Source organism: Gemmobacter lanyuensis (assembly GCF_014652355.1).
Lineage (GTDB): Bacteria > Pseudomonadota > Alphaproteobacteria > Rhodobacterales > Rhodobacteraceae > Gemmobacter > Gemmobacter lanyuensis.
The window spans coordinates 18,828-35,655 of record NZ_BMYQ01000013.1; the positions used below are offsets into that span (position 1 = coordinate 18,828).

Here is a 16,828-nt window from a genome sequence, read left to right on the forward strand (position 1 = left end):
CCGCAAGGCCCGGTAAATTCAGGACTGTTTCCTTTCCTCGGCGCGCACGATCCGCAGGCTTTTGGACGCAATGAGGGAGGACGATTTGCCCTTGGCGCCCATGCGCAGCGAAAACCCGCGCTCGATCAGCTCTGCGGCCTCCTCCAGTGTCTGGACATGGACCGCATGCTCTGCGTGATGCTTGAGCGCGCCATGCGCCGGATCGCCCAGCTGATACCCCCGGGCGGTCAGAACGGGCACTTCGGTGATCCCGTCACGGGGCGAAATCCGTTCGATGCTAATGACTGTACCCCGCATGGGTGTTCCTTTCCTGTAAAAATCGGTGCGCCTGCCGGGCCTATGCTCTGGTCATGCAAATCACTTGGAATCAGCTCGACAGGACGCAACATCATGCCTAGCGTGTGGGGGTGACAAATATTGGCACCGATACGGGGTGGGTGATGTCTTTTGCCAAGGCGGTGGATCTGATCCGGCTGGCCCAGATGGCCGCGGCGCGGCGCGGAGGGGTCAGTCTCGACGATATCTGTAGGGAATTCGGCGTCTCGCACCGGACAGCGCAGCGGATGACCGATGCGCTTCAAGCGACCTTCGGCAATGTCGAGACGCGCGATGGCGAAGATCGTCGGCGCTATTGGCTGCTGATCGACAAGGGCCAGCCTCAGCTGACATTACGCCACGAAAGCGGGGTCGAAGCCCTGGAAATCGCCGCCCGCACGGCCGAGGCCGAGGGCCGACTGCGCCACCTGCGCGCGCTGCACGATTTGCGGGACAGCCTTTTGTCGCGCACGCAATCGCGCGCCCGGGTCGAGGCGGATGCCGAGGCGGTTCTGGCGGCCTTGGGGCAGGTGACGCGACCGGGGCCGCGCGTCACGATTGCCCCCGATATTCTCGATGCAATCATCGAGGCGCTGCGCGGCCCCTTCCGTCTACGCGTGCGTTATAATCGGGATGCCGGTTTTCGGATTCTGGAACCGCATGGTGTTCTGCTCGGCCACCGCACCTATCTTGCCGCCCGTGATCCGGCCAAGGCCGATGAGGTGCGCAATTTCCGGATCGATCTGATCCAGGCTGCCGAAACCCTGAATGAAAGCTTTTCGCTGCAAGAGGGCTTCAATCTTGCGGATTACGCAGCTCAGGCCTTTGGTGTCTTTCAGGACCCAGCCCAATTCGGCGAGGTCATCTGGCGTTTTGCCCCGGAGGCGGCCGAACGCGCCAAGGGCTTTCAGTTCCATCCGCGCCAACAGCTTGAACCACAAGCCGACGGCAGCCTGATCGTGCGCTTTCACGCGGCGGGCTGGCTGGAAATGGCTTGGCACCTTTATCAATGGGGGAACAAGGTCGAGGTTCTGGCCCCGGAGGCCCTTCGCCTCATGGTGGACGGCTATCGCAGGTCCGACTTCGCCGCCATGCCGTGACCATCCTTATTGCAGGCGGAAGGTTGCGGAGTCCCCCGCGCCCCTGTCCACGGTGAAGCGGAGTTTTCGGCCTGCCTCGACCTCGACCAGCTGGCAGTTGAAGGGAATGGGGGTGCCGCTCCACTCCATCTCGCGGCAGAAGAAGCCATCCGTCCAGTTCCAGGTTCCCGACACGGGCCAGCCCATGGCATTGCCTGAAATCTGGCCGTCTGGACTGACAATCAACCGGATGCCGAAGGGATGGCGCAGTTCGCGGGTGCTGACCAGCTCGATGAATGTGTCGCGATCCGTGACCGGAACAAAGCCCTCTGCGCGGGCTTCAAGGGCCATGGCGAAAAGGGCGGCAAGGGTGAAGGAAATCGGATACATATCGGGTCCGGGGTGCGTCACGTGCTGCGACAGGATTACGCAGAACAGCCCGGATTGGATCACCCCCGGCTTGGCCTAGACCGGCACATTCAGCGTGTGTTTGACCCGCTTGAGCGTGAAACTGGTGTTGATCACCTGCACATTCGGCAGTTCGACCAGCGAATTCTTCACCGTCGCCTCGTAATCGCGCACGCTCGTCGCAATCACCTGCAGCACATAGTCGTATTCCCCGCTGAGCGAATAGCACTGCAGCACCTCGGGCACCTTGGCCACGGCCTCCTCAAAGGCGCGCAGACTTTCGCGCTGATGATGGGTGATCTTCACGAAACAGAAGACAAGGATTTCGAACCCCGCCGCCTCGGGGTCGATGACATGGCGCTTGGCGCTGATGGCCCCCACCTCTTGCAGACGTTGCAGCCTGCGCCAGCACGGAGAATGGCTGAGCCCCGTCACCGCCGCCAGCTCGCGCAGCGTGAGGTCGGGCTGATCCTGCAAGGCCCGCAGGATGCGGCGGTCAGATTCGTCCAGAAGGGTCATGGGCAATCACTTTTTGCATCTGCATCCTGCCACTGGCAACAAATTACCACAATTGGCGATTATTGTGGTACAGTGTTACAAGCCATCCGGCAATGCGGTCCGCAATAGCGACCCTGTTTCCCCGACCCTGACCTAATCTGATGTCGGGGAGTCCGCTTTTACCGGACGGAGGACGCGCATGACCATTTCGCTGGACGACAAATATGCCGCCGAGGCCGGGTCCGTCTTCATGACGGGCACGCAGGCCCTTGTCCGCCTGCCCATGACGCAGATCCGGCGGGATCGCGCGGCGGGGCTGAACACCGGGGGGTTCATCTCGGGCTATCGCGGCTCGCCGCTGGGGGGCTATGATCAGCAGCTGGTGAAGGCACGCAAGTTCCTTGACCGGCATGACGTGATCTTCCAGCCCGGCCTGAACGAGGATCTGGCCGCCGCTGCCGTCTGGGGCAGCCAGCAGCTGCATCTGTCACCGGGGGCGCGCAAGCAGGGGGTGGTCGGCCTCTGGTATGGCAAGGGGCCGGGGGTGGACCGGTCAGGCGATGTCTTCAAACACGCCAATGCCGCAGGCAGCGCGCCGCTGGGGGGCGTGCTGGCCATCGCGGGGGATGATCACACCTGCAAATCCTCTTCGATCCCGCATCAATCGGACCATGCCTTCATCTCGGCGCTGATGCCGATGCTCTACCCCTCATCCATCCATGAGTTTCTGGAGATGGGACTGCTGGGCATCGCCATGTCGCGCTATTCGGGCTGCTGGGTGGGGTTCAAGGTCATCTCGGAAACGGTCGAGATTTCTTCGGTTGTCGATCTGTCGCAAGAGCGGCGGCAATTCGTTCTTCCCGCGGATTTTGAGCTGCCCCCCGGCGGGCTGAACCTGCGCTGGCCTGATCCGCCACTGGTGCAGGATGAACGGCTGCAGGAACACAAGGGCTATGCCGCCATTGCCTTTGCGCGCGCCAATGGGGTTGACCGGCTAGTGATCGATCATCCCGGCGCGCGGTTTGGCATCGTGGCCTCGGGCAAGGCGTTCGAGGATGTGCGCCAGGCGCTCGCCGAACTGGGGCTGGGCCCGCAGGAACAGGCAGCGGTGGGGCTGCGGCTTTACAAGGTGCGGATGCCCTGGCCGCTGGAACCCGAAGGCATCCGCGCCTTTTCCCGCGGGCTGGAAGAGGTGCTGATCGTCGAGGAACGGCGTGAGATCATCGAGAACCAGATCAAGCAGGAGCTGTTCAACTGGCGCGCCGATGTGCGCCCCCGCATCGTCGGCAAATTCGATGAGGCCGACCGCCCCTTCCTGCATCTGTCGGCGGGGCTGACGGTCGCCAGCGTGGCGGGCGCCATTGCGGCACGGCTTCTGCGGCTGGACCTTCCGCCAGATCTGGCGGCGCGGCTGCGGGCGGCGACCGAGCGGCTCAACCGTGCCGAACAGCGCGGGGCCGACCATGTGCCACCGGTGCTGCGCGTTCCGCATTTCTGCGCAGGCTGCCCGCATAACACCTCGACCCGCGTTCCCGAGGGGTCAAAGGCCATGGCGGGGATCGGCTGTCACTACATGGCGATCTGGATGGGGCGGAACACCGAAACCGTCACCAGCATGGGGGCCGAGGGCGTGCCCTGGACGGCCATCAGCCGCTTCACCGATGAAAAGCACCGCTTTGTCAATCTGGGCGACGGCACCTTCTTTCATTCGGGGCATCTGGCGATCCGCCAGTCCGTCGCCGCGGGGGTGAATGTCACCTACAAGATCCTTGTGAACGATGCCGTGGCCATGACGGGGGGGCAGCCGCTTGACGGGGAACTGACGCCCGAGCAGATCACCCATCAGGTGCATCACGAAGGCGTCGGGCGCATCGTGTTGATGTCGGACCACCCCGAACTATTTCGCGCCTCCGATCTGGCACCCGGCACTACGATCCGCCACCGCGACGAAATTGACGCCGTCATGCTGGAGCTGCGTGAGGAGCCGGGGGTCAGCGTTCTGGTCTATGTCCAGACCTGCGCCGCCGAAAAGCGCCGCCGCCGCAAGCGTGGGACGCTGGAGGACCCACCCCTGCGGCTCTGGATCAATCCGGCGGTCTGCGAAGGCTGCGGCGATTGTTCGGTGCAATCGAACTGCGTAGCGGTGGAACCGCTTGAAACCGATCTGGGCCGCAAGCGGCGTATCAACCAATCGACCTGCAACAAGGATTATTCCTGCCTCAAGGGCTTCTGCCCCTCTTTCGTGACGGTGAAAGGCGGCGGGCTGCGTCGGCCACAGGCGCAGGGCGGGGCCGATGTGACCGGCCTGCCCGATCCCGTGCTGCCCGCCATCGAGCGCGCCTGGAACCTTGCGCTGGCGGGGGTTGGGGGGACGGGCGTTCTGACCATCAGCGCCATTCTGGGCATGGCCGCGCATGTCGAAGGCAAGATCCCCATGGTGCTGGATATGGCCGGGCTGGCGCAAAAGGGCGGCGCGGTGATGAGCCATGTCCGCATCTCGCGCGCGGACCGGCCGATTGCGGCGCCGCGCATTGCCGCGGGTTCGGCCGATCTGCTGATCGCGGCGGATTCGGTGGTGGCCGGATCGAAAGAAGCCATCATCCTGTGCAGCCCCGACCGGACCGAGGCCGTGCTGAACACCCGCATCACCCCGGTGGCCGCATTCATCCGCAACCGCGACCTTGATTTCCAGGAACCGCAGGTGGAGGCCACGGTGGCCGGGGCGGTACGGTCGAACCGGCACTTCCACGATTTTTCCGCGCTGGCGCGCCACCTGACGGGGGACGAGATCGGCGCCAATCTGATGATGCTGGGCTATGCGTGGCAAAGCGGGCTTGTGCCGCTGGCGGGGGCTTCGATCCTGCAGGCCATCGCGCTGAACGGTACGGCCGTCGCGGCAAATACCGATGCCTTCAACTGGGGCCGTCTGCTGGCGCATGACCCGGTGCGGCTGACGGGAGATTTCGCGCCCCCCCCTGCCCCGAAGGCCGAACCGCTGGAGGCGCTGATCGACCGCCGCGCCGCGCATCTGACCGCCTATCAGAACGCGGGCCTTGCCGCGCGCTACCGGGCCGGGCTGGCCCCGGTGATTGCGGCCACCGCGCGGATCGGCGCGACCGACTTGGCGCGCATCGCCGCAGAATCCTATGCCAAGGTGCTGGCCTATAAGGATGAGTATGAGGTCGCGCGGCTTTATTCCCTGCCCGAATTTCGCGCGGGGCTTGAGGCCGAATTTGCGGGCGATTACCGGCTGTCCCTGAACCTCGCCCCGCCGATCCTGCCGGGCAAGGGGCGCGACGGCCGCCCGCGAAAACGCGAATTCGGCCCTTGGATCTTTCCGCTGCTGCGGGGGCTGGCGCGGCTGCGCGTCTTGCGCGGCACCTGGGCCGACCCCTTCGGCCACAGCCATGACCGGCGGCTGGAACGGCAGTTGATCGCGGACCACGAGGCCGATCTGGCCCTGGCCGCGCAAAGCCTGACCCCGGAGACCCTGCCGCTCTTCCGCGACCTTCTGGCCCTGCCGCTGGATATTCGCGGCTATGGCCCGGTGAAAGAGGCCGCCCTGACCCGACAGATGCACCGCCGCGCCGAACTGCGCGCGGCGCTGACCCGCCAGACACCCCCCGCCATCGCCGCGCAATAGAAAGGGACAAACATGTTTCTGCATTCCATGACCTTCGATCTGGGGGATGAGGTCAATGCGCTGCGCGACACGGTCCATCGCTGGGCGCAGGACCGCGTCAAACCGCTGGCAGCGGCGCTGGACCGGGCGAACCTGTTTCCCGCCGCGCTCTGGCCAGAGATGGGGGCGCTTGGCCTTTTGGGCATCACCGTCCCCGAGGAGGAGGGCGGCGCTGGCATGGGCTATCTGGCGCATGTGATCGCGGTCGAGGAAATCGCCCGCGCATCGGCCTCGGTCGCGCTGAGCTATGGGGCGCATTCCAACCTCTGCGTCAATCAGATCAAGCTGAATGGCACCGCCAACCAGCGCCGCCGCTATCTGCCGGGGCTGATCGCAGGCACCCAGGTCGGCGCGCTGGCCATGTCCGAGGCGGGGGCCGGGTCGGATGTGGTGTCCATGACGCTGCGCGCCGACCGGCGGGGCGATGCCTATGTGCTGAACGGCACGAAATACTGGATCACCAATGGCCCCGATGCCGATGTGCTGGTGGTTTACGCCAAGACCGATCCGCAGGCCGGATCGCGCGGGATCACCGCCTTCATCGTGGAAAAGACGATGAAGGGGTTCAGCACCTCGGCCCATTTCGACAAGCTGGGGATGCGCGGGTCGAACACGGCCGAGCTGATCTTCGACAATGTCGAAGTGCCCGCAGAAAACGTGCTGGGGGCCGAAGGGCGCGGGGTGCGTGTGCTGATGTCGGGGCTGGATTATGAACGGGTGGTGCTGTCGGGCATCGGCACCGGCATCATGGCCGCCTGTCTGGATGAGATCATGCCCTATATGGTCAGCCGCAAGCAATTTGGCCAAAGCATCGGGCAGTTTCAGCTGATGCAGGGCAAGATCGCCGATATCTACACCAAGCTGAATTCGGCCCGCGCCTATGTCTATGAGGTCGCGCGCGCCTGCGACCGGGGCCGCGTCACCCGCGCCGATGCGGCGGCCTGCGTGCTTTACGCCTCGGAAGAGGCGATGGTCGTCGCCCATCAGTCGGTGCAGGCGATGGGGGGGGCGGGCTTCATGAATGACAGTCCCGTCGCCCGCCTGTTCCGCGATGCCAAGCTGATGGAGATCGGCGCCGGCACCAGCGAAATCCGCCGGATGCTGATCGGGCGCGAACTGATGGGGGCGATGGGCGCATGACCGTGATCCGTTCCCAGATCTCGCCGCGGAGCGAGGCGTTCCGCAGCAATCTTGCCGCCAATACCGCTGCCTTTGCAGAGGTGCAGGCCGCCGCCGTTATGGCGCTGGCCGGTGGGGGCGAGGCCGCGCGTGCGCGCCATCAGGCCCGCGGCAAGCTTTTGCCGCGGGACCGCATCGACCGCCTGCTCGACCCCGGATCACCCTTCCTTGAGGTTGGCCTTTTTGCAGCCCATGGCATGTATGAAGGCGCCTGCCCCTCGGCCGGGTTGATCGCCGGGGTGGGCCGGGTTGCGGGGCAAGAGGTGATGATCCTGAGCAATGATGCCACCGTGAAGGGCGGCACCTATTTCCCCATGACGGTGAAGAAACATCTGCGCGCGCAAGAGATTGCTGCCGAAAACCGCCTGCCCTGCATCTATCTGGTGGATAGCGGCGGGGCCAATCTGCCCAATCAGGATGAGGTCTTTCCCGACCGCGACCATTTCGGCCGCATCTTCTTCAATCAGGCGAATATGTCGGCGCAGGGCATCGCGCAGATTGCGGTGGTCATGGGGTCTTGCACGGCGGGCGGGGCCTATGTGCCCGCCATGTCGGATGTGACGATCATCGTGAAGGGTCAGGGTACAATCTTTCTGGCCGGTCCGCCGCTGGTGCGCGCCGCTACGGGCGAGGTCGTCTCGGCCGAGGATCTGGGCGGGGGCGATGTGCATACGCGCCTGTCTGGCGTGGCGGACCAGCTGGCGCAGGATGACAGTCACGCGCTGGCGCTGGCGCGTCAGGCGGTGGCAAGCCTCAATCGCCAGAAACGCCCCGGCCTTGCCCTCCAGTCCCCAGAAGACCCGGCCTATGACCCGTCCGAGGTCATGGGCATCGTGCCCCCCGGCCTCAAGACCCCTTATGACATCCGCGAGGTCATCGCCCGCATCGTCGACGGATCGCGCCTTGACGAATTCAAACCGCGCTACGGCACCACCATCGTCTGCGGCTTTGCCCATGTGATGGGAATGCCTGTGGGGATCATCGGCAATAATGGCGTGATCTTTTCCGAAAGCGCGCTGAAGGCCGCGCATTTCGTGGAGCTTTGTTCCCAGCGCGGCATCCCTTTGGTGTTCCTGCAGAATATCTCGGGCTTCATGGTGGGGCGGACGGCGGAAAACCGCGGCATTGCCAAGGACGGGGCCAAGTTTGTCACCGCCGTGGCCACGACACAGGTGCCGAAGATCACGCTGATCGTGGGCGGGTCTTTCGGCGCCGGGAATTACGGCATGTGCGGGCGGGCCTATGGGCCGCGCTTTCTCTGGACCTGGCCCAATGCGCGCATTGCGGTGATGGGGGGCGAACAGGCGGCAGGGGTTCTGGCCACCGTCCGGCGCGAGGGGATCGAACGCGGTGGCGGGAGCTGGTCCGCCGAGGAAGAGGCCGAATTCAAGCGCCCGACGATTGAGATGTTTGATCGGCAGTCGCATCCGCTTCATGCTTCGGCGCGGCTTTGGGATGATGGCATCATCGACCCGCGCCAGACGCGGGCGGTGCTGGCACTGTCGCTTTCGGCCACGCTGAATGCGCCCATCGCCGAAACCCGCTTCGGCCTGTTCCGCATGTGAGGTCCGCGCCATGTTCACCAAGATCCTGATTGCGAACCGGGGCGAGATTGCCGCCCGTGTCATCACCACCGCGCGGCGGATGGGCATTGCCACCGTGGCGGTGCATTCCGAGGCCGATGCCGGCGCCCTGCATGTGGCGCTGGCGGATGAGGCCGTGCTGATCGGCCCGTCCCCCCCCGCAGACAGCTACCTGCGGGGGGACCGCATCATCGCGGCGGCCTTGCAGACGGGGGCAGAGGCGATCCATCCCGGCTACGGGTTTCTGTCGGAAAACCCCGAGTTTGTTGAAGCTGTGCAGGCGGCGGGGCTGTTGTTTATCGGCCCGCCCGCAGCGGCCATCCGGGCGATGGGCCTCAAGGATGCCGCCAAGGCGCTGATGGAACGTGCCGGGGTGCCGGTGGTGCCGGGCTATCATGGCGCCAATCAGGACCCGGCGTTTCTGGCCGCCCGCGCGGCCGAGATCGGCTATCCCGTGCTGATCAAGGCGCGGGCGGGGGGCGGCGGCAAGGGCATGCGGCGGGTCGATGACCCGGCCGAATTCGCCGCAGCCCTTGAAGGTGCTGCGCGCGAGGCGCAGGCCGCCTTTGGCGATCCCGCCTGTCTGGTCGAGAAATACATCACCCGGCCCCGCCACATCGAAATTCAGGTTTTTGGCGATGCGCAGGGCAATGTGGTGCATCTGTTTGAGCGCGATTGCAGCCTGCAGCGCCGCCATCAGAAGGTGATCGAAGAAGCCCCCGCCCCCGGCATGCCACCCGAGGTGCGCGCCGCAATGGGCCAAGCGGCGGTCGAGGCCGCGCGCGCCATCGGCTATCAGGGCGCCGGGACGGTGGAATTCATCGTGGATGGCGCCCCCCGCCCTGATGGTTTCTGGTTCATGGAAATGAACACCCGCCTGCAGGTGGAACATCCGGTCTCCGAGGCGATCACCGGGCTGGACTTCGTAGAGCTGCAACTGCGGATCGCCGCAGGCGATCCCCTGCTCTTCCGGCAAGAGGATCTGGCCATCACCGGCCACGCGGTCGAGGCGCGGATCTATGCCGAGGACGTGGGCCGCGGCTTTCTGCCCGCCACGGGGCGGCTGCGGCATCTGGGTCTGCCTGTGGCGACCGCATTCAACCGCGGTCCGCTGCGGATCGATGCGGGCGTGCGGCAGGGGGATGAGATTTCGCCTTGGTATGACCCGATGATCGCCAAGGTCATCGCCCATGGCCCGGATCGTGCCGCGGCGCTGCGGCAGCTTTCGACCGCGCTTGAGGCCTGCCAGATTGCGGGTTGCACGACAAATGTCGCCTTTCTTGCGGCCTTGACCCGCCACGAAGGCTTTGCAGCAGGCGCAGTGGATACGGGGCTGATTGCCCGCGATCTGGCCGCACTGACCGCCCCCCGCACCCTTCCGCCCGAGGCCCTTGCGCTGGCGGCCTTGGCCGCGCTGGACCTGATCGATCCGCCTGCGACGGCGGACCCCTGGGATCAGCGCAGCGGTTGGCGCAGCTGGGGCACGGGGGCGGCGCATGTGACGCTGGATCACGCGGGCGGGCCGCTGGCCCTGCGGGTGGTGCCCTTGGGGGCCCGGCAGTTCCATGTGACCGGGCCGGGCCTTGATCTGCAGATCGCCGTGCTGGACCATCGGGCCGGGACGTTGCGCTATGCCGTGGAAGGGCATCAGGCCACCGGGCAACTGGTGCAGGGTGCGGGTCGGATCAGCCTGTTCCTGCAGGGCCAGGACCATGATTTCACCCCGGTCGATCCGCTGGATGTGGCGGCGCATGACCCGGACGGCGGCCATGCCGTGCTAGCCCCTATGCCGGGGCGCGTGCTGGCCGTGCAAACCCAGGCGGGCGCCAAAGTCACCAAGGGCACGGCCCTTCTGGTGCTTGAGGCGATGAAGATGGAACATGTCCTGACCGCGCCGCGCGACGGCATCGTCGCCGAGGTGCTGGTGGCCGAGGGCGATCAGGTGACTGACGGCACGATATTGGTGGAACTGGGGGCCAAGGATGGCTGACCATGTCACGATCTACGAAATGGCCCCGCGCGACGGGCTGCAGAACGAAAGTCGCCCCATCGACACCGCGGCCAAGATCCGACTGGTCGATCTGCTGTCGGACTGCGGCTTTTCGCATATTGAGGTCACAAGCTTCGTCAGCGCGAAATGGGTGCCGCAGATGGCCGATGCGGCAGAGGTGCTGGCGGGCATCCGGCGCAGGCCTGGCGTCATCTATGCCGCGCTGACGCCGAACCTGCAGGGGTTGGAGCGCGCCCTCGCGGCCGGGGTGGGCGAGGTCGCGGTCTTCGCCTCGGCCTCCGAAGGGTTTTCGCAGCGCAACATCAACTGCTCCATCGCGGAAAGCCTTGCGCGGTTTGCCCCGGTTTTGGCGGCCGCGCAGGCGGCAGGGGTGCCGGTGCGGGGCTATGTCTCTTGCGTGACGGACTGTCCCTATGACGGCCCCATCGCGCCCGAGGCCGTGGCCGCGGTGGCGGGGGCGCTGCGGAACCTGGGCTGCCGCCAGATCAGCCTGGGCGACACGCTGGGAACCGCCCGCCCCGACACCGTGGCCGCCGTGCTTGAGGCCGTCTTGCACCGCGTTCCGGCCTGCGATCTGGCCGGGCATTTCCATGATACCGCCGGCCGCGCCCTGGACAACATCGCCCTTGCGTTGACCTATGGCTTGCGGGTTTTCGACAGCGCCGCAGGCGGCCTTGGCGGGTGCCCCTATGCCCCCGGCGCCCGCGGCAATGTGGCGACCGAGGCGGTGGTGGATCTGCTGCACCGCAAGGGCTTTGGCACCGGGATCGACACCACCGCCCTGACCCGCGCCGCCACTTTTGCCCAAAGCCTGAGGAGGGCGACATGACCTTTCAGACCCTGCAGCTGCAGCGCGATGCCCGGGGGGTGGTGACGCTGACGCTCAATACCCCCGAAAGGCGCAATGTCCTTTCGCCGCAGATGATCGCCGATCTGACCGCTTTCGCCCGCACCGTCGGACAAGAACGCGAGACGCGCGTCGTCGTGCTGCAGGGTGCGGGGCCGGTCTTCTGTGCCGGGGGCGATCTGGCCTGGATGCGGGCGCAGTTGACGGCGGACCGCGCGCAACGCATGGCCGAGGCGCGCAAGCTTGCCGAGATGCTGCAGGCGCTGAACACCCTGCCCGTGCCGCTGATCGGGCGGCTGCACGGCGGGGCCTTTGGCGGGGGCGTCGGGCTGGCCTGCGTCTGCGATATGACCATTGCCGCGCGGGGGACGAAATTCTGCTTTTCCGAAACGCGGCTCGGGATCATCCCGGCAACGATCGGCCCCTATGTGCTGGCCCGCATGGGCGAAGGCCGGGCGCGGCGGGTGTTCATGTCAGGCCGGGTCTTTGCGGCGGATGAGGCCGAAGGTCTGGGCCTTGTCGCCCACGTGGTCGAGGAAGCGGCACTGGATACCGCCGTCACGGCCGAGGTCGCGCCTTATCTTGCCACCGCGCCGGGGGCGGTTGCTGCAGCCAAGGCACTGACCCGCGTGCTTGGCCCCCGGATCGATGCGGCGGTGATCGAGGACAGCATCACCCGATTGGCCGAAATCTGGGAGGGCGAAGAGGCTCGGCAAGGCATCACGGCCTTTCTCGACAAACGCCCGCCGCCCTGGGGCGGATAGGCCGGCTGACCCAAGGCCCAAGGCTGCAGATTGTCCTACCCGTGCATGCAATCCGGCCTGCGCTGCCACAGGCATTGATCTGAATCATGCACTGCTCGTCAAATATCAGAATATGATATGTTAACTGATCTAATGTCATTAATGAGATAGATGAAAGGATGCATCGTGGCCCTGACATACACCCCCGTGACCGGCAACGCCCTTCTGCCCTTCGGCACGAACGTCCTGCCGCGGAATGATGATGGCTATTCCTATCCTGCGATCGACATCACGTCGATCTTCGAGGACGGGATCACCATCGGCGAACAGACGTTTACCTCGCTCTATCTCAACAACAACGGCAATATCACCTTCGGCAACGGCCTGTCGTCCTACACGCCCGGGGTGATCGGGGGCAGCACGGGGCTGAACATCATCGCCCCGTTCTGGGCCGATGTGGACACGCGTAACGATGTGCCGAACGTGAACGACGGTGTCTTCTGGGACTTCAAGGATGTCCGGGACAGTATCGTTTTCACCTGGAACCGCGTCGGGTATTTCAGCAACCACATCGACCGGCTCGATACCTTCCAGCTGGAACTGCGCGACCGCGGCGCCGGGAACATCGAGATCATCTTCCGCTATTCGGCGATCAACTGGACGACAGGCGATGCCTCGGGTGGCACGGGCGGTCTGGGCGGCACCGTGGCACGGGCGGGGTTCTCGCTCGGCGGGCTTTACTTCGAGCTTCCGTCCTCGGGCAGTCAGGCAGCCATGCTCAATCTGGAGGGTTCGTCAGGCAATCTGGGCGTGACCGGGGTCTGGCAATTCCTGCTTGAAAACGGCACGCCCTCGGGGTTCGGGGATGAAGGGCCAAACCGCTATATCGGCAACGGCGGGCGCAATGTCTGGTTTGGTCTGGCTGGCAATGACCGCGCCGAAGGCCGCGCGCTTGGCGATGCGCTTTATGGCGATGATGGCAATGACACCCTGTTGGGGGAAACGGGGGCGGACCGGCTTTATGGCGGAGCGGGTGCTGACCGGCTGGTGGGTGGCAGTGAAAATGACCTGCTGAATGGCGGGGCCGGAAATGACACCATGAACGGTGGTCTCGGGGCAGACCGGGCCGAGTTCGAGACCGGCCCATCCCAGGCCATGACGGTGCGGCTGAACGCGGGAACTGCGGTGGGCCAGGGAACCGATACGCTGATCGGGATCGAGCATGTCACCACAGGTCAGGGCGATGACCTGATCGTGGGAAATGCCGCGAACAATTCGCTGATCGCGGGGGCCGGGGCAGACCGGCTGTTTGGGGGTGACGGTTCCGACCGCCTGATGGGCGGGCGCGGGGCCGATACGCTGACCGGCGGGGCCAATGCGGACCGTTTCATCTTTGGTCAGGGCGACGGCACCGATGTGGTGCGCGATTTCCAGAATGGGGTTGACCGGTTCGAGATCACCTCGGGCGCCGCGAGCTTTGCCGGCATCAGCGTGGTCGACGCGGGCGAGAATGTGCGGATCACCTTTTCCAATGTGACGATCATCGTGGAAGACGTGGCCCATACCGCCATCGGGGCGTCGGACTTCGTCTTCGTCTGACGTCTGTCGGGCGGTCCCGACCCGGCCCGCGAAAGCGGTGCCGGATCGGGGCCTGTCATTGTTCAGCCCGCGCGCATAGCCTGCGCCGCGCCGGGCAGCACGCCTGCGGCGATCCAGCCATCGACAATGGCCAGCGCCGCATCGGAAAAGGCCGCATCGTTGATATGGCAGCCGAGCTCGATCAGCCGCACGTTTGACGGGCAGGCGCCGCGCAACTCGGCCAGAAAGGCCTCAAGCCCGGCCTTGTTCTGCAGGGGGCCACCGGGGCGGTCCCATTCATGCGCGCCCTCCGACGGAACCAGAAGCGTCACCGGCCCCTTGGCCCGGCCAAGCCGCGTGCTGATCGCCCGCGCCACCGCCCGGCGCTGATCGCCATCCAGCACCACAGATGACAGGATCCGGTTATGCGCGTGAAAGGGGCTGTCGCGGAACTGTTCGGGCACGGGATGCCAACCCACCAGATCCACAAGGTCATGGCAGCCGATCGACACGATCTGCGGCACCCCCGCCTGCCCGGCTGCCATCATCCTGTCCGGCCCCGCGCTGATGGCGGACCCGAACAGATGGTTGCCCACCTCTTGTGGCGCAAAATCCAGCACGGCGGCAAACGCGCCCGCCGCGGCCAGGTTTTCGAAGGCCCGCCCACCCATGCCGGTGGCATGAAAGACTGCGACCTCGAACCCCCGCGCCTCAAGCGCGGGTTTCAGATGCACCATATAGCGCAGCACGGTCTTGCCGAAACTGGTCATGCCGATCAGCGGGCGGTCACGCTGCGGCGGCTCAACCGCGCGGGCTGCACCCAGCACCGCCCCCGCCGCCTGGCTGAGCGAGGCCTTGCAGATCGAATTCAGCCCATAAAGCCCCCCGGCCCAGAGGATCATCTGCACATCCGCCGGAATGCGTTCGGGCGGGATCATCGGGGAAAAGCTGACGGTCGAGACGATGTATTTCGGCACGCCCAGCGGCAGGGCCGAGACCAGATCCAGCGCAAGATCCGTACCCATGGTGCCGCCCAGCACGATGGCGGCATCAATCCGGCCTTCGGCCTGCAGGCGCGCGGCCAGACGGGCGGCGCCGGTCGCCATGATCTGCATGGCCGTGTTTTCATCCTCGGCCGCGATGGCCGCCGCGATGGATGACCCGGCCGCCGCCGCGACATCATGCTTGCTGATGTCGACCGGAAAGGCCGGATCGCCCAAGACGGATACATCCATGGCGACCACCTCGCCGCCCTGCGCGCGGATCACATCGCGCATATAGCCCAGTTCGTCGTTCTTCGTGTCCCAGGTTCCGGCAACAAGGATGCGGTGTCCCATGGAAATCTCCCCTTTCGGATGCGCGGGCCTTCTGGCGGGCCTGTCCTGCATCCCGATTGTCTTCAAAGTTGGATCCAGGCAGTTTTCAGATCGGTGTATTTTTCCAGCGCATGCAGCGATTTGTCATGTCCGTTTCCGGATTGCTTGACCCCGCCCAGAGGCACCGTACCATCCGAACCGCCATAGGTGTTCACATGCACCACCCCGGCGCGCAGGCCGCGCACCATGCGATGCGCGCGGCTCAGATTGCCCGTCCAGACGCCCGAGGCGAGGCCATAGTCGCTGGCATTGGCAAGGCGCAGGGCCTCGGCCTCATCGGCAAAGCGGGTGACGGCCAGAACCGGGCCGAAGACCTCATCCCGGAACAGGCGGTGGTCGGCAGCGACATCAGCGATGATCGTCGGCTCCATATACCAGCCGCCCGTGTCTTCCAGCGCCTGTTTGCCGCCCAGAACCAGCTTGCCGCCCTGTTCAAGGGCATCGGCGACAAAGCCCAGATTGCCGCGCAGCTGTTGCAGTGAATTGATCGCCCCGATCTGGGTGGCAAGGTTCAGTGGGTTGCCCAGCGGCATCGCGGCGCTGATCCGCGCGACCTCGGCCAGGAAATCATCATGGATCGCATCCTCGACCAGCAGGCGCGACCCGGCCACACAGACCTGCCCCGCGTTGCGGAAAATGCCGGTTGCCGCCGCCTTGGCCGCCTGCGCCAGATCGGGGGCATCGGCGAAGACGATATGGGGCGATTTCCCCCCGAGTTCGAGGTAGACGCGCTTCAGGTTCGACTGCGCGCTATACTGCATCAGCCGGCGGCCCGTGGCGCCCGATCCGGTAAAGACCAGCACATCCACATCCATCGACAGGGCCAGCGCCTCGCCCGTAATGCGGCCGGGGCCGGTGACCACGTTGAAGACGCCCGGCGGCAGACCGGCCTCAAGTGCCAGCTCGGCCAGCCGGAGAAGCGAGAGCGAGGCCGTCTCGGCCGGTTTCAGCACCACCGAATTGCCCATCGCCAGCGCGGGCGCGATTTTCCAGGCGCCGATCATCAGCGGAAAGTTCCACGGCACAATGGCCGCGACCACGCCCACCGCCTCACGGTGCACAAGGCCCAGAACGCTGTCGGCGGTGGGGGCGATTTCGCCATAAACCTTGTCGATCGCCTCGGCATAATAGCGGAAGGTCGCGGCGGCGCTGCCCGGTTCGGCCTTCAGCGCCATCGAGATATCGGTGCCATTGTCGCGCACCCCCAGCACGGCGAGTTCGAGCGCATGTGCCTCGATCAGATCAGCAAGCCGGTGCATCACCTTCTTGCGATCAGCGGGGGCACGGCGCGACCAGCGGCCATCGTCAAAGGCACGGCGGGCGCTGGCCACGGCCCGGGCCACATCGGCGGCACTGGCGGCGGCCGTCTGCGTCAGCACCTGCCCGTCGATGGGCGACTGGACGGGGGTCGGGGCATCCTGCCCCTCAACCCATGTGCCGTCGATCAGCAGGCGGCCTTCGGGAAGGGCGCGCTGCGCGAGGCTGTCGATTTCGCTCTGGGTGGGGGGGGCCATGTCTTGCGTCCTTTC

The 16,828-nt window shown here is 65.7% G+C and carries 12 protein-coding genes and 1 pseudogene; 8 read left to right on the forward strand and 5 right to left on the reverse strand.

The features are described from left to right. Positions 1-18 precede the first annotated feature (18 nt). On the reverse strand, positions 19-297 hold the full coding sequence (locus IE101_RS16155) for a hypothetical protein (protein WP_189634882.1): 279 nt from the start codon (positions 295-297) through the stop codon (positions 19-21). Positions 298-440: 143 nt separating this feature from the next. Between IE101_RS16155 and IE101_RS16160 the strand changes: the two genes are divergently transcribed. Further along, positions 441-1,415, forward strand: a complete 975-nt coding sequence (locus tag IE101_RS16160) for a helix-turn-helix transcriptional regulator (RefSeq protein ID WP_189634883.1) — start codon at positions 441-443, stop codon at positions 1,413-1,415. 6 nt (positions 1,416-1,421) lie between these two features. Here IE101_RS16160 and IE101_RS16165 read toward each other — a convergent pair whose 3' ends face one another. Beyond that, a complete protein-coding gene (locus tag IE101_RS16165) occupies positions 1,422-1,784 on the reverse strand; it encodes a dihydrodipicolinate reductase (protein ID WP_229804250.1) in 363 nt (120 codons plus the stop codon). A 75-nt stretch (positions 1,785-1,859) separates the two neighbouring features. Beyond that, positions 1,860-2,321, reverse strand: a complete 462-nt coding sequence (locus tag IE101_RS16170) for an Lrp/AsnC family transcriptional regulator (protein WP_189634884.1) — start codon at positions 2,319-2,321, stop codon at positions 1,860-1,862. 175 nt (positions 2,322-2,496) lie between these two features. On the opposite strand from IE101_RS16170, the pseudogene IE101_RS16175 reads away from it, so the two are divergent. The 7 genes and pseudogenes from IE101_RS16175 to IE101_RS16205 form a co-directional block, all read left to right on the forward strand. Then, positions 2,497-5,943, forward strand: a pseudogene (locus tag IE101_RS16175) (indolepyruvate ferredoxin oxidoreductase family protein); the annotation flags it as partial. A 12-nt stretch (positions 5,944-5,955) separates the two neighbouring features. Beyond that, a complete protein-coding gene (locus IE101_RS16180) occupies positions 5,956-7,122 on the forward strand; it encodes an acyl-CoA dehydrogenase family protein (RefSeq protein WP_189634886.1) in 1,167 nt (388 codons plus the stop codon). Next, positions 7,119-8,726, forward strand: coding sequence for a carboxyl transferase domain-containing protein (locus tag IE101_RS16185; RefSeq protein ID WP_189634887.1), 1,608 nt, complete (start codon positions 7,119-7,121; stop codon positions 8,724-8,726). The genes IE101_RS16180 and IE101_RS16185 overlap by 4 nt, the downstream gene beginning before the upstream one ends. 10 nt (positions 8,727-8,736) lie before the next feature. Beyond that, on the forward strand, positions 8,737-10,734 hold the full coding sequence (locus IE101_RS16190) for an acetyl/propionyl/methylcrotonyl-CoA carboxylase subunit alpha (protein WP_189634888.1): 1,998 nt from the start codon (positions 8,737-8,739) through the stop codon (positions 10,732-10,734). Continuing rightward, the gene (locus IE101_RS16195; RefSeq protein ID WP_189634889.1) at positions 10,727-11,584 is read left to right on the forward strand and encodes a hydroxymethylglutaryl-CoA lyase; all 858 of its coding nucleotides are present in this window, start codon (positions 10,727-10,729) and stop codon (positions 11,582-11,584) included. The genes IE101_RS16190 and IE101_RS16195 overlap by 8 nt, the downstream gene beginning before the upstream one ends. Further along, the gene (locus tag IE101_RS16200) at positions 11,581-12,366 is read left to right on the forward strand and encodes a crotonase/enoyl-CoA hydratase family protein (protein ID WP_189634890.1); all 786 of its coding nucleotides are present in this window, start codon (positions 11,581-11,583) and stop codon (positions 12,364-12,366) included. Before IE101_RS16195 ends, IE101_RS16200 begins: the two co-directional genes overlap by 4 nt. Positions 12,367-12,531: 165 nt before the next feature. Beyond that, the gene (locus tag IE101_RS16205) at positions 12,532-13,944 is read left to right on the forward strand and encodes a calcium-binding protein (protein WP_189634891.1); all 1,413 of its coding nucleotides are present in this window, start codon (positions 12,532-12,534) and stop codon (positions 13,942-13,944) included. 62 nt (positions 13,945-14,006) lie between these two features. Here IE101_RS16205 and IE101_RS16210 read toward each other — a convergent pair whose 3' ends face one another. Both IE101_RS16210 and IE101_RS16215 read right to left on the reverse strand, forming a co-directional pair. Further along, positions 14,007-15,260: a Tm-1-like ATP-binding domain-containing protein gene (locus IE101_RS16210; protein WP_189634892.1), complete on the reverse strand. Its 1,254-nt coding sequence runs from the start codon at positions 15,258-15,260 to the stop codon at positions 14,007-14,009. A 62-nt stretch (positions 15,261-15,322) separates the two neighbouring features. Continuing rightward, positions 15,323-16,813, reverse strand: coding sequence for an aldehyde dehydrogenase family protein (locus IE101_RS16215; RefSeq protein ID WP_189634893.1), 1,491 nt, complete (start codon positions 16,811-16,813; stop codon positions 15,323-15,325). Positions 16,814-16,828: the final 15 nt, after the last annotated feature.

Coding starts and splice junctions, on each gene's coding strand:
- IE101_RS16190 (WP_189634888.1), top strand. CDS start 8,737: ATGTTCACCAAGATCCTGATTGCGAACCGGGGCGAGATTGCCGCCCGT.
- IE101_RS16165 (WP_229804250.1), bottom strand. CDS start 1,784: ATGTATCCGATTTCCTTCACCCTTGCCGCCCTTTTCGCCATGGCCCTT.
- IE101_RS16195 (WP_189634889.1), top strand. CDS start 10,727: ATGGCTGACCATGTCACGATCTACGAAATGGCCCCGCGCGACGGGCTG.
- IE101_RS16180 (WP_189634886.1), top strand. CDS start 5,956: ATGTTTCTGCATTCCATGACCTTCGATCTGGGGGATGAGGTCAATGCG.
- IE101_RS16210 (WP_189634892.1), bottom strand. CDS start 15,260: ATGGGACACCGCATCCTTGTTGCCGGAACCTGGGACACGAAGAACGAC.
- IE101_RS16170 (WP_189634884.1), bottom strand. CDS start 2,321: ATGACCCTTCTGGACGAATCTGACCGCCGCATCCTGCGGGCCTTGCAG.
- IE101_RS16215 (WP_189634893.1), bottom strand. CDS start 16,813: ATGGCCCCCCCCACCCAGAGCGAAATCGACAGCCTCGCGCAGCGCGCC.
- IE101_RS16155 (WP_189634882.1), bottom strand. CDS start 297: ATGCGGGGTACAGTCATTAGCATCGAACGGATTTCGCCCCGTGACGGG.
- IE101_RS16185 (WP_189634887.1), top strand. CDS start 7,119: ATGACCGTGATCCGTTCCCAGATCTCGCCGCGGAGCGAGGCGTTCCGC.
- IE101_RS16160 (WP_189634883.1), top strand. CDS start 441: ATGTCTTTTGCCAAGGCGGTGGATCTGATCCGGCTGGCCCAGATGGCC.
- IE101_RS16200 (WP_189634890.1), top strand. CDS start 11,581: ATGACCTTTCAGACCCTGCAGCTGCAGCGCGATGCCCGGGGGGTGGTG.